General features: G+C 63.5%; 12 protein-coding genes. 1 reads left to right on the forward strand and 11 read right to left on the reverse strand.

The genetic code is table 11. The features are described 5' to 3' along the window. Positions 1–14: 14 nt before the first annotated feature. Positions 15–1,451 (reverse strand): D-alanyl-D-alanine carboxypeptidase/D-alanyl-D-alanine-endopeptidase, encoded by a 1,437-nt coding sequence (dacB, locus tag OEG79_RS07135; RefSeq protein ID WP_264148087.1) that lies wholly within the window; start codon positions 1,449–1,451, stop codon positions 15–17. Positions 1,452–1,694: 243 nt separating this feature from the next. Here dacB and OEG79_RS07140 point away from each other — a divergent pair, with 243 nt between their 5' ends. Continuing rightward, positions 1,695–2,036 carry a YggL family protein gene (locus OEG79_RS07140; protein WP_013716381.1) on the forward strand — a complete coding sequence of 114 codons (342 nt, stop codon included), beginning with the start codon at positions 1,695–1,697 and terminating at the stop codon, positions 2,034–2,036. An 86-nt stretch (positions 2,037–2,122) separates the two neighbouring features. Here the strand turns inward: OEG79_RS07140 and OEG79_RS07145 are convergent, their stop codons facing one another. From OEG79_RS07145 to purM, 10 genes are all read right to left on the reverse strand, one after another. Next, positions 2,123–5,071 (reverse strand): HD domain-containing phosphohydrolase, encoded by a 2,949-nt coding sequence (locus OEG79_RS07145; protein ID WP_264148088.1) that lies wholly within the window; start codon positions 5,069–5,071, stop codon positions 2,123–2,125. Positions 5,072–5,141: 70 nt separating this feature from the next. Further along, positions 5,142–6,206 carry an FUSC family protein gene (locus OEG79_RS07150; protein WP_264148089.1) on the reverse strand — a complete coding sequence of 355 codons (1,065 nt, stop codon included), beginning with the start codon at positions 6,204–6,206 and terminating at the stop codon, positions 5,142–5,144. A 12-nt stretch (positions 6,207–6,218) separates the two neighbouring features. Beyond that, on the reverse strand, positions 6,219–7,550 hold the full coding sequence (locus tag OEG79_RS07155) for a deoxyguanosinetriphosphate triphosphohydrolase (protein WP_264148090.1): 1,332 nt from the start codon (positions 7,548–7,550) through the stop codon (positions 6,219–6,221). 72 nt (positions 7,551–7,622) lie between these two features. Next, positions 7,623–8,786 (reverse strand): EAL domain-containing protein, encoded by a 1,164-nt coding sequence (locus tag OEG79_RS07160; protein ID WP_264148091.1) that lies wholly within the window; start codon positions 8,784–8,786, stop codon positions 7,623–7,625. An 83-nt stretch (positions 8,787–8,869) separates the two neighbouring features. After that, complete coding sequence (locus tag OEG79_RS07165; protein ID WP_264148092.1) at positions 8,870–9,184, reverse strand: hypothetical protein; 315 nt, start codon at positions 9,182–9,184, stop codon at positions 8,870–8,872. Further along, positions 9,181–9,540, reverse strand: coding sequence for a phage holin family protein (locus OEG79_RS07170; protein ID WP_264148093.1), 360 nt, complete (start codon positions 9,538–9,540; stop codon positions 9,181–9,183). The genes OEG79_RS07165 and OEG79_RS07170 overlap by 4 nt, the downstream gene beginning before the upstream one ends. Positions 9,541–9,548: 8 nt before the next feature. Further along, positions 9,549–9,866 carry a DUF883 family protein gene (locus OEG79_RS07175; protein WP_264148094.1) on the reverse strand — a complete coding sequence of 106 codons (318 nt, stop codon included), beginning with the start codon at positions 9,864–9,866 and terminating at the stop codon, positions 9,549–9,551. A gap of 467 nt (positions 9,867–10,333) precedes the next feature. Then, entirely contained in the window at positions 10,334–11,050 is a 717-nt protein-coding gene (locus OEG79_RS07180) for a DUF3108 domain-containing protein (RefSeq protein ID WP_264148095.1), read from the reverse strand. An 8-nt stretch (positions 11,051–11,058) separates the two neighbouring features. Further along, the gene (purN, locus tag OEG79_RS07185) at positions 11,059–11,703 is read right to left on the reverse strand and encodes a phosphoribosylglycinamide formyltransferase (protein ID WP_264148096.1); all 645 of its coding nucleotides are present in this window, start codon (positions 11,701–11,703) and stop codon (positions 11,059–11,061) included. Continuing rightward, positions 11,703–12,761, reverse strand: coding sequence for a phosphoribosylformylglycinamidine cyclo-ligase (gene purM / locus OEG79_RS07190; RefSeq protein WP_264148097.1), 1,059 nt, complete (start codon positions 12,759–12,761; stop codon positions 11,703–11,705). The genes purN and purM overlap by 1 nt, the downstream gene beginning before the upstream one ends. Between the last annotated feature and the right edge of the window lie 65 nt (positions 12,762–12,826).

Genomic DNA, 12,826 nt, shown 5'->3' on the forward strand with positions numbered 1-12,826 from the left:
TGCTACAAAAATCGTCAGCGCTTGGGCTGCTGGTAGGTTTCCAGCAGAACCTGGTCAAGGACCGAGGCGGCGCCCCAGGGTTTGGGGTCGTTGAGGATGGCGACCACGGCCCAGTCCTGACCATTGCTGTCGCGGCTGTAGCCGGCGATGGCACGCACATTGTTCAGAGTGCCGGTCTTGATGTGCGCCTCGCCCACCAGCGGTGTGCGTTGCAGACGCCGGCGCATGGTGCCGTCCATCGCCACCAGCGGCATGGAACTGCGGAATTCCGCTGCATAGGGGCTGCGCCAGGCAGCCTGGAGAATCTGCGCCATCTCGCGGGCGCTGATGCGCTCGGCGCGTGACAATCCGGAGCCGTTCTCCATCACCAGATGCGGTGCGGTAATGCCCTTGCGTGCCAGCCAGTTGCGGATGACCCGCTGCGCAGCCATGGCGTCGTCCTGATCGGCTTCGGTACGGAATTGTGCACCGATGCTGAGGAACAGCTGCCGGGCCATGGTGTTGTTGCTGTACTTGTTGATGTCGCGGACGATCTCCACCACATCCGGTGAAAAGGCGCGTACCAGCATGCGCGCATCGTCCGGGACGATGCCCTGGCGGTCCTTGCCGAGAATCTTGCCGCCCAGTTCCTGCCAGATGCCACGTACCGCGCCTGCGGCGTAGCTGGGGTGATCCAGCAGAGACAGATAGGTCTGCGCGCTGCAGCCTTCGGCCAGCTGGCCGCTGACGATCAGTGTGGTGCCGTCGAACTGGTCCACCGTGTTGTAGCGAATGTCCGGCCAGGATGGGCACTTGCCGGCCTTGAGCAGACGCACCTGATTGTCGATGCGTATCGATGCGATGGGTGGGTCCATGGCGATACTCACCTTGCCGTCTTCGGCACGGGTGATGAAGCGTTGCGCCTTGAGGTTGACCAGCAGCGAGTCCGGGTTTACCAGGAAGGGCTTGTTGGCGTCGCCGCCGTCGTCATTGAAGGCCGGCAGCTGAGGGGCGACGAAGAAGCTGCGATCCAGCACCAGATCGCCCTGGACCTGACGTACGCCGTTGATGCGCAGGTCGCGCAGCAGCAGCCAGAGCTTTTCCATGTTCAGTTTCGGGTCGCCGCCACCCTTGAGGTAGAGATTGCCGTGCAGCACGCCGTCCTTCAGGGGGCCGTCGGCATAGAACTCGGTCTGCCACTGATGATTGGGGCCCAGCAGTTCCAGTGCCGCGTAGGTGGTCACCAGCTTCATGGTGGAGGCCGGGTTGACCGAAACATCGGCGTTGAACTGCAGGCCACCGGTCTGCCCGCCCAGGGGGACGGTCATCACTGACAGCGAATTGTCGGGGATCTTGTTGGCCTTGAGCGCCTGCTCCACCTTGCTCGGTAGTGTGGCGCCGGCGGCGTGGCAGGAGAGGGCGAGGGGGAGAAGCACGGCGCTCAGCGCCAGTTGGCGAAACCGCTGAATCATGTACAGAACCTTCCGCAGCCAGGCGGGAGTAACGAAGGAGACAGACAAGCGACAGTCCGGCTCGGAGAAAAGTTGCCGATATTATGCCGCAAGAGCCGGTCCGCAGTCGGCCCCGTCCGCCTGGAAACCTCGCGACAGACAGCAGGTGTTCGGCCTCGACGGGGACCGCTCGGGACACAAAACGGGCGCTCGGCCGGCGAAACTGCTAGAGTGCCGCGCGTTATCACCTTTGAGGATTGTTTCATGGCGACCAACCGTTCCCGCCGTCTGCGCAAGAAGCTCTGTGTCGATGAATTTCAGGAGCTGGGCTTCGAGCTGACCCTGAACTTCAAGGCCGACCTGAGCGACCAGACTCTCGACGATTTCGTCGATCAGTTCCTCGACCAGGCCATTGCCGGCAATGGTCTGGATTACGTGGGTGGCGAAGACTACGGTCTGGTCTGCCTGGCCAAGCGTGGCTCGGTCAACGAGGAGCAGCGCGCCGCCGTCGAAGCCTGGCTGAAGGGCCGTGACGAGCTGCAGAACTACGAGATCAGCCCGCTGCTGGACGTCTGGTATCCGGAAAACCCGATCAACCAGGCCTGATCGCGATCTGGCGCCGGGTTCTCCGGCGCCTTGCGCTATGGGCAGTTTCCCTGCCTGTTGCCGACGTGCGGGGCACCGGGTGCAGCCTAGGTGCTCTCGACCTTTTCCAGTAGCAATTGCTCATCTACTTCATCGATCTGTTCGGGTTGCATGAACCGCTCGGCGTAATGCCGATGGATGCCGCTGCGGAGGAACAGAGCGAACAGCTGCGGGTCGATGTGCGCTCCCTTGCACATGGCGACCATGATGTTCAGCGCCTCTGACAACGTCTTGCCCTTCTTGTAGGGTCGATCCACCGCCGTCAGGGCTTCGAAGATATCGGCGATGGCCATCATCCGTGCCGGCAAACTCATTTGCTCGCGCGTCAGACGCTTGGGATAGCCGCTGCCGTCCATCTTTTCGTGATGGCCGCCGGCGATCTCGGTGACGTTCTGCAGGTGTTTGGGGAAGGGCAGGCGGTCGAGCATCAGGATGGTCTGCACGATGTGGTGATTGATGATGTAGCGCTCCTCGGCCGTCAGGGTGCCGCGCGCGATGCTCAGGTTGTGCAACTCGCCCCGGTTGAACTTGTATGTTGGCACTTCCAGCTTGAAGCCCCAGCGGTTGTCCGGGGCGATCAACTCCTGCTCCGGTCGCTCAATCAGGTGATCGAGACGGTCTGCCAGCAGCGGTTCTTCCACCGGCAGGCTGGCCGGCGCCGAGCGCTCCAGACGCTTGGCCTCTTCCCAGGACACTCCCAGCCGGTTATCGAGGGTTCGCAGCCAGCGACGTTCGGCGATCTGCCGCAGGCGCTGCTGATCGGCATCGGCCATGGCCTCGCCCCCTAGGTTGATGCGCGCGATGAAGGCGAATTCGTCGTCCAGCTCGCTCACCAAGCGGTCGCGCAGCGCAGCCAGTGCGCTTTCCTCCCCGCCTTCGGCACGACCACGCCAGTAGGCTATCCAGGCATCGCGCTTGAGTACCTCGAAGCGCATGCGAACCTCGTGAATTCGGTCGTAGAGCGTTTCCAGCTTGGTCGCCTTGTCCACCACGTATTCGGGCGTGGTGACCTTGCCGCAATCGTGTAGCCAGGCGGCAATGTGCAGGGCTTCCCATTCTTCTTCGCTGGGGTTGTAGTCACGAAACTCGGGGGCGTCACTCTCGGCGGCAGCGTGCGCCAGCATCAGGGTGATTTCCGGTACCCGCTGGCAGTGACCGCCGGTATAGGGGCTCTTGGCGTCGATGGCGTCCGCGATCAGCTGGATGAAGGCGTCGAGCAACTGTTTCTGCCGCGCCAGCAGACGCTGGCTTTCGATGCACAGGGCGGCGCTGCCCGAGACTGCTTCGACGAAGGCGATACGGTCCGGGCTGAGCATGCTTTCGCAGTCCTCGCCGGTATCGCGTTGCAACAGCACCAGCACACCCACGGTATCGCCCTGGCGGTTGTGCAGACCGGTGGCGATCAGGTGCAGGCGCGGACTGTCCATGGCCGATAGCAGTCTTTGAAAACTGCCTGCCTGATCGAAGCCGATGGAGGTGGCAACGCTCTCGCCGCTGGCCGGGCGTTGCAGCCAGTCGGGCAGGGTCGGATCGTCCTGATTGAGCGCGTGGATCCCCAATTCGGCGAGGTTGCGGCCCTGACCATCGATCACCAGGCTTTGCGGTTCCAGCCGGCCGCTGTCGTTGTCACGCAGGTAGAGCAGCCCGCCCTGGGCCTTGCTGATGGATACCGTGGCGTCCATCACCCGCTTGATCAGGGCATCGAAATGGGTTTCCGCGGAAAGGCTGGCGGCGATATCGAGGAAGCTCGACAGGGTGTCCTTCATGCTGCTCATCGACACCGCCAACTGATCCACCTCGAGAATCGGTGAGCGTCCGCTGGCCGGATGGCTAAAGTCGAAGCGGCGGATGGCCTGAGCTTCCTCTACCAGGGCACAGAGGGGTTTGACCACCAGGCGCGAGGTGAGCCAACCCAGCGGCAGGCACAACAGCAGGGTGGTCAGGGTGATCAATGCGCCCTGCCAGCGGATGCGGTAAGCCTCGGCCAACAGCTCCTGTTCGGGCACCAACAGGGCCAGATGAAGTCCCTGTGGGCCGCCTTCCTGAATATGGCGGTGGGCCATGGCCCAGCGCTGCCTGGCCAGCTCGATGATGCCCTCGTCCTGTTTGTTGAGCTGACCTGAGAGCAGTTCACCCAGTGCCGGGTTGAGCTCGCTGACCTGGACCAGCGATATCTCGCCGTCGACCTCCCTGAGCAGGCGGCTGCTATCGGGGTAGGCCACCGCGTTGCCGTCGTTGTCGGCCAGCACCACCTGGCTATTGGGTGTGACTCGGTGGTTCGCCAGCGTGGCAGAGAGATCGTCGAGGGTAAGGTCGGCTGCGATCACGGTGGTCAGGCCGCTGCGCCTGGCCAGGGTGGTGCCGATTTCCTGGGTTGAGAAGAATGGATAGGGCGCGGTGGTGATCTGCCCACCGTCATCGCGGGCGCGCCTGAACCAGTTGCGCCGCCTTGGATCGAAAGGCTCGTTGAGATTCTGTCTTCGGGTGAGCTGGTTCAGCGAGCCGTCATAGAACAGATAGTCGCTCTCGGTTCCGGCGCTGCTGCGGTCGATGGTCCAGACCTGATAGGTAGCATTGGCCGGTGCATTGAAGTGCTGTTTGAGTTGCTCGCTGTGCAGCGGCCTGACCATGAAGAAATCGCCGTCCTCATAACCGAGGTAGATCGAGGCCAGCTTGGGATTGTCGCGCAGTGCCTGGGCAAGCAGCGGCAGCATCTTCAGGCGTTCATCGAGGGTGGTAGCCTGGGTGGCGGGGTTTAGTGCCAGCAGGCTGAGCAGGTGACGGATGGGGCGATAGGTGCTGTCCAGGTCGCGCTGCACGTCGTGCTGGATGCGTTCGAAGAGTGTCGAGCTGCTGGAGAAGATCAGCTGGCTGGTTTGCTGGTAATTGAACAGCCCCAGTACGACACCGGTGAGCAGCAGCAGAAGGGTGAACAGAACGCTGATATGAACGTGTAGTGGAAAACGGCGTTCACGCGCAACGGTGGTATTGACCATCACACTTCACTCCTTGAGGGCGCGGCAGGCTTTCAAAGCATAGTGAAGAGTGAGCGAATGTGCCGAAACGTTATAAGGACTGTTGCGACCTGTCCCCGGTGTTTCTGGGTTTGTTCAGTTGCAGGCGCAGGCCATGTACCAGAAGGGCTACCGTCAGGGTCAGCGCGACACCGATCAGCGCGTTGAGCAGGCGTACCTCCGCCCGGTCCCAGTCCTGCGCCAGGCTCTCGGTCAGCAGCACGAAGCAGAGGCTGGTCTGCAGCACGAACAGGCCGTAGTGATTGGCTTGCAGCGCGCGACTGAGGATGACCAACAGCAGCAGGGTCATCACCATCATCGGCGGGCTTTGCAGGTTGTGGCCGAAGAGGATCAGCAAGCCGGCCGCAGCGAGGCTGGCCAGGCTGGCCTGCAGCGCGCGCACCAGGCTGCCCTGGAACTCCAGTTGCAGCGTGCTGATGACGGTGAGCGTCAGCCAGTAACCGCGCGACAGCCCAGCCAGGTTGACGATCAGGCCGGAGGCGGCGAAGGCCAGCATGCAGGCCAGCGCGTGCAGGCGCCATTGCTGACGGGGCAGACGCTGAGCGTGACGCTTGAGCGCCTTGAGAACGGCGAGAAAACGCGGCATGTACGGCCACATGCGCAGACCGTGCAGGCCGCGCAGGCCGAAAGCCAGCAACGTGACCCACAACCCGCCGAGGATGAACAGCATGGCCACTGCGTAGGGGTTGTGCAGGTTGCCGATGCCAAACTGCCCCTGGCCCAGGCACAGGCAGATGCACAGACCGATGCCCAGCTTGGCGGCCTCGCTGCCGAAGCGTTGCAGCCAGGCCAGCAGGAGGCCGAATGCGGCGAAAATGCCCAGGCTGGCAAGTGGATGGCTGGCGCCCCAGAAACCCAGGCCGGCGCTGCAGGCACCGAGAACGGTCAGTAGCAGCATGCGCAGCATGCCGAAGCGGTGCAGCGGATTGGCCTGGGCGGCCTGGAAGGCACCGGCCGATGCCCAGAGGAAGCCGCTGTGAGCGGTGAACAGACCGAGCAGCAGCGGCAGGGCGCAACCCAGCCCGGCGATCACCGCCGGGCCCCAGGCCGGCGGACCGGCATGCCAGGTAAAACTGTTGCGGATCAGCTTCTTCATGTGCGCCTGTCGTCAGACCGGGCTCGAGCGGCCGGTCATTTCCCTCGCCATTTCCGTAGCGTAGCTGTCGGTCATGCCGGCGATGAAATCGATCACCCGCATGAACGAGCGATACAGCGGCCAGCCCGGTTCCGGAGCGTAGTAGCTGAGCAGGTCGAGAATACGTCGGTGCTTGAATGACAGCGGGCGACCGCTGTGCTGTTCCAGTGCCGCACCGCAGAAGGCATTGAGGAGAATTTCCAGCGTGGTATAGGCGCCGATCTCGTGCAGCGTCTTGCGCTTGTCGTGGAAGATCTTTTCCCGCGCCAGAGACTTTGCGCTCTGTACGCAGCGCTTGGCCGCGCCGTGCATGTGTTCCACCAGGTCGCCCTGCAGGGTGCCGGCGAGCAGCGCGTGCTGCTGTTCGACGAAGGCGCCGGCAGCGGCGTTGGTCAGATGCTCGATGGCCTTGCCGCGCAGGATTGCCAGTTTGCGTCGACGCGAATCTCTTGGGCCCAGCTGGCGGTAGGTTTCCGGCAGATCGTCGCCTACCAGATCGAGCAGCAGCGCCTCGACTTCGGTGTAGTCGAGCAGCTCCATCTCTACGCCATCTTCCAGATCGATCAGGCCGTAGCAGATGTCGTCTGCTGCCTCCATCAGATAGACCAGCGGATGACGCGCCCAGCGCTGGGCCTCCAGTTGCGGCAGCTCGAGCTTGGCGGCGATCTGTTCGAGCAGCGGCAGTTCGCTCTGGTAACAGCCGAACTTGTGTTTCTTGTAGCCCTGGGCATCGGCGTGGCGGGCCGTCCAGGGGTACTTGAGGTAGGTGCCGAGGGTGGCGTAGGTCAGCCGCGTGCCGCCGTCGAACTGGTGGTATTCCAGTTGGGTGAGCACACGAAAGCCCTGCGCATTGCCTTCGAAATTGAGAAAGTCGCAGCGCTCGGCATCGCTCATCGCATCCAGCCAGCCGCGTCCGGCGGCCTGCTGGAACCAGTGGCGAATGGCATCTTCGCCGGAGTGGCCGAACGGCGGGTTGCCGATGTCATGGGCCAGGCAGGCGGACTGCACCACCATGCCCAGATCGCTGGGTGTGCACCAGTCCGGCAGTTCCTCACGCAGCATCTCGCCGACACGCATGGCCAGGGAGCGACCGACGCAGCTGACTTCCAGTGAGTGGGTCAGGCGGGTGTGGATATGGTCGTTGCTGGAAACCGGATGCACCTGCGTCTTGCGCCCCAGGCGGCGGAAGGCACCGGAGAAGATGATGCGGTCATGATCCTTGTGAAAGGGACTGCGTCCGAGCTCTGCCGAGCTGGGAGCGGGTTTGCCAAGACGTTCGCGGGTAAGCAGGGTGTGCCAATCCAAGGCCGATCCTCGCCAGGTTGATCCGGACTCCTAGCTTGGTTGTTCGTGCCGCCGCCTGCAACCCCGGCTTGGCTACAGGCCCGCAGCGTCGATGTCCACCAGCAGCAGGCGGCGACCGTTGTCGATGAACTGGCCCGCGGTCAGGCAGTACTGGTTGGTAGTGGCGTCACGGTAGGTGGTGGAAAGGGTCAGGCGCCGTTCTTCCCAGCCTTCGGCCAGCAACTGGTAGAAGTAGGGACGCCACGACCAGTTGTGCCCGAGGTAGCGGTCATCGACGTGCCAGGCTTGCTGGCGCCATTCCAGATTCGGCGTCAGCTGGGTGCCGTGGCGATCGCACTGATAGATGCGCAGCAGCCAGGGATAGCTGTCCGGTGCGCTCAGTTGTGTCGCCGGTGCGCCGCTTTCGGCCCACAGCCTGAGTTCGGTCATCAATGCGGTGAGCTGTTGACGCAGGCTGACCAGGCGCGCGCGCTCCGCGAGCTTCTGCTGCACGTAGCTGTCGCGCAGGCGCGCGAAACGGCCGACGAAGGCATCGCTGGCGAACAGTGCCTCTTCCGGTTTGGCGAACAGGAAACCCTGTACGTAACGGGCGCCGCATTCCAGGGCGAAGTTCAGTTCGGCTTCGGTTTCCACCCCTTCGGCGATGATCCAGCAGCCGGTCTTCTCCGCCATCTGCGCCAGGGCCTTGACCACCTCACCGCTGGGGCCGCCGCGCGCTGCCTCCTGAAACAGACGCATGTCCAGCTTGAGAATGTCCGGCTGCAGCGCCAGCACGCGGTCGAGCTGCGAGTAGCCGGCACCGAAGTCGTCAATGGCGATACGTGCGCCTGCTTCGCGGTAGCGGGCGACCACATCGGGCAGGCGCTGGCTGGCGCCGCCCAGTTCGGTGATCTCGAAGACGATACGCGTCGGATCGATGCCGCTGCGCTGCAGCTGGATCAGGCTCGGCAGCGGTTGTGCAGGGCGCAGGCGGCTGATCCAGCGAGGTGAGATGTTCAGGCTGAGAAACCAGTCGGCAGGCGCCTGGTGGAAGCGATTCAGGGCATTCTCGCGCACCTGGCGATCGAGACGTCGCAAGGCGGCCGGTGGGGTTTTCGGATCGGCGAAAAGCGGTCCGGCAGAATGCGCCTGGCCGGCGGCGTCACGCAGCCGGGCCAGCGCCTCGACACCGGCGATGCGGCCGGTGGCAGTGTCGATAAAGGGTTGGAAGACGGCAAACGGCAGTCCGTCGATCACCTGTGATGTCCTTAGCGCTCAGCGGTTGAGCCACCTGGTGGTGGCAGGGGGCTCAACCTAGCAAGATCGCGGCCAGCCTGGCGCTATCGAGTGGGTGGGCGCCCACTCTCTCGTTGCATGCGTCGCAGCAGTGGCATGACGATCAGCGCCAGGCGCAGCCAGCGGCGCCAGCCACGTTTGCGGCCGAACAACCCGGCCAGGGCCAGAGCACCGCCAGTGAGCAAAAATGGTGCATTGCCTGCGCGCAGGCGCTGCCCGTATTCGCGTACCTGCTGCAGCGGATGGGCGACCTGCAGGAGTTCATTGCGCAGCTCCTGGCGATGCATCTCCAGGCGCATGCGCAGCACGGCCTTACGCATTTCACGGCGCGACGCGCCCGGGGGAATGTTGGGGGTCATGGCAGCAGTTGCTCGCGGTCGCGTTGCAGTTCTTCCAGAGTGGCGCTGAAGGGCGTCTCGGCATTGTGCAGGCTTACCAGCAGCCAGGTAGCACAACCGATCAGGCCTGCTGCGTAGAACAGACACAGGCCGGTCGCGACCAGCAGACGGTGGCTGTCCCAATAGAGGATGAGCAGCAGCGCCGACAGTCCGATCAGTAGCAGCAGGGCGAACGCCAGGCTCAGGCTTCCCAGCATCAGCGCGCGCAGCGCCTGGTTGCGCTGGTCTTCGAGTTCGTGGGCCAGCAGCGCCACGTGGCCTTGAAACAGGCCCAGCAGCGCGGCACCCAGACGTCGTGGGGATGGTCCGTTGGACATGGGCGTGGTCAACGGCGGCTGATCAGCATGCCGAGCACCAGGCCGATGGCGGCCGACAGACCTAGCGCCTGCCACGGATGCTTGTGCACGTAGTCCTCAGTGGCATCGACGGCGATCTTGCCCTGCTGGCGCAAGTTGGCTTCGGCGTCGTGCAGGGTTTCCCGCGCGCGATCCAGGCTGCTGCGGATGTCGTCGCGCAGCGCTTCGGCCTGTTCGCCGGCAAGACTGGCGGAGTGTTGCAGGAGCTTCTCGGTGTCGCTGACCAGAGCCTGGAACTCGTCCAGCAGGGCGTCCTTGGTGCTTGGAGTAGCGGCTTTGCGTGGCATGGTGAGCAGTCCTCTGCGTTGTGTATGTATGGTTTACGAGTGCTCTGCGGCGTGAAGGGTTCCACAAGAATAGTCGTTAAGTGATTTGTCCGGCGTTTGATCCGGCAGATTGCACTGTGCTGTTGGCGAAGGCCGGCAAGTGCCCTGCAATGGGGTTTTCAGGCGCGGCTCAGGGGACTTAATTCATGACGCCATGCTTCATTGGGGTGCATGGCTATGGGGGTTGCTCTGATATGGTGCGCTTTCTCTGCTTGCGAAGTTTTCCGGCCCAATGGAGAACATCACAGTGTCGGGAGCACCTTGAGCATTCATCTGAGCGAGGAAGGAAATGCACCACTGCCGATCTGTCGATCCATTAGGGCGGGGCAGTGAATCAGGGGTGAATATCTGTCGGACGCCACTGATCGGCGTTCGGAGCGGGCAATAAAAAACCGGGCATGTGCCCGGTTTTCATGTTCGTGTGCCGATCAGTCGCGGCGACCTTCCACCGCCTTGCCGGCGACGGTACCGTCCTTGAGCATGATCTGATATTCCTTGCCGTCGGTTTCCACCTGATGCAGGCGCACCAGCAGGTGGCCCCAGTCCTTGGCGAACCACAGTACGGTCTTGCGGTTGCTCTGGGTGGGGTCGCGCACGCGCTCGACCTTGATTGCATCGATCAGACCGGCCTTGGTGCGCACCACTTCTTCGCCCAGTACGCGGAAGTCGTAGGTTTCGATTTCGTCACCATCGACCACCTGATAGCTCGCGCTCTTCTTGCCGGCGGCAACGTCCTGCTGCAGGGCGATCTGGTAGGTCGACTTGTCCAGCAGGCCGCGATTGAGTGGCAGGCGCACGGCATCGCCACGATCACTGCCGATGACCTGTTTCTGTTCCCAGTCGAAGTCCTGCTCGACCTTCTTGCCTTTGCCCAGGCCGCTGCGGTTGAGGCGGTAGGTGAGCGGCAGCAGGGCGCCGTTGTCGACGCGGAAGGTGCTCTCTTCGGTGAGGCCGGCAACCAGCATCGAAGCTTCGAAGTTGAGCGTCCAGCGGCCGTCGCTCTCGCGCTTGAGGCTGCGCTCGGCGCTGCCGCTTACCGGTAACTGCTTCCAGTCCGCGGTGTAGCTGGCGGAGAAAGGCTGCAACTCATCGGCCAGGGCTGGCAGGGCGAACAGTGTCAGGGCGAACAGCAGGGCACGACGCATAGAGTCTCCTAGGTTCGAATCAGGTGACCGCTGGCTGGCAGCGGCTGGCCATCCAGCATTGCGCCTTGCGCGGCAAGACGCAAGCGGCCTTCGGCAAACCAGCGTACGGCCAGGGGATAGATCTGGTGTTCCTGCTGGTGCACCCGGCTGGCCAGACTTTCGGCCGTGTCGTCTGCCATCACTGGCAGCACAGCTTGTACGACCAGAGGGCCACCATCGAGTTCCTCGGTGACGAAGTGCACGCTGCAGCCGTGTTCGCCATCGCCGGCCTCCAGCGCCCGCTGGTGGGTGTGCAGTCCCTTGTGCCTGGGGAGCAGTGACGGGTGGATGTTCAGCAGGCGACCGGCGTAGTGCTGGACGAAGCCCGGCGTGAGAATGCGCATGAAACCGGCCAGTACGACAAGGTCGGGCTGATGCGCGTCGATGGCCCGGATCAGGGCCGCATCGAAGGCTTCGCGGCCGTCGAACTGCTTGTGGTCAAGCAGTTCGGTCGCGATGCCGGCCTGTTTCGCCCGTTGCAGACCGTAGGCATCGGCGCGGTTGGAGATAACCGCAGCGATACGGGCCGGATTGCCGTCGTGGGCGATGCTGTCGATCAGCGCCTGCAGATTGCTGCCTGATCCGGAGATCAGGACGACGACATTGCAGGACATCAGTGGGCTTTCAGGTTGTTCAGCTGAACCTGGGCTGCACCTTCTGCCGCCTCGGTGATCTGGCCGATGACCCAGGGGGCTTCGCCGCTGGCGCGCAGGCTGGCCAGGGCCGTCTCGACCTGGTCCTGGGCGACGCAGATGACCATGCCGACGCCGCAGTTCAGCACGCGGTGCATTTCGTGCTCGTCGACGTTGCCTTTTTCCTGCAGCCAGTCGAACACCGCCGGGCGGGTCCAGCTGGCGACGTCGATAACGGCCTGGGCACCTTGCGGCAGTACGCGAGGGATGTTGTCCAGCAGACCACCACCGGTGATGTGGGCCATGGCCTTGACCGCACCGGTGTCCTTGATCAGCTTGAGCAGCGGCTTGACGTAGATGCGGGTCGGTGCCATCAGCAGATCGGCCAGGGCCTTGCCGTCCAGTTGTACCTGCTCGATGTCGGCGCCGGAGACTTCGATGATCTTGCGGATCAGCGAGTAACCATTGGAGTGCGGGCCGGACGAGGGCAGGGCGATCAGCGCGTCGCCGGTGACCACCTTCGAGCCGTCGATGATTTCGCTCTTCTCCACCACGCCGACGCAGAAGCCGGCCAGGTCGTAGTCTTCGCCTTCGTACATGCCCGGCATTTCGGCGGTTTCACCACCGACCAGGGAGCAGCCGGCCAGCTCGCAGCCGGCGCCGATGCCGGTGACCACGGTGGCGGCCACGTCGACGTTGAGCTTGCCGGTGGCGTAGTAGTCGAGGAAGAACAGCGGCTCGGCGCCGCACACGACCAGGTCGTTGACGCACATGGCGACCAGATCCTGGCCGATGCTGTCGTGCTTGTTCAGGTTCAGCGCCAGGCGCAGCTTGGTGCCGACACCGTCAGTACCGGACACCAGTACCGGTTGCTTGTAGCCGGCCGGGATCTCGCACAGGGCGCCGAAACCGCCCAGGCCACCCATGACTTCCGGACGGGCAGTGCGCTTGGCGACGCCTTTGATGCGCTCGACCAGGGCTTCACCTGCATCGATATCGACGCCTGCGTCCTTGTAGCTGATGGAGGGTTGCTTGCTCATAGATCCGGGCCTTTGGATGGGGAGTTCGTGTAGGCGCCGACGTGGCGCAGGCTCTTGCGGGGAGC

Origin of the sequence: Pseudomonas sp. Z8(2022) (genome assembly GCF_025837155.1) — a bacterium.
Taxonomy (GTDB): Bacteria; Pseudomonadota; Gammaproteobacteria; order Pseudomonadales; family Pseudomonadaceae; genus Aquipseudomonas.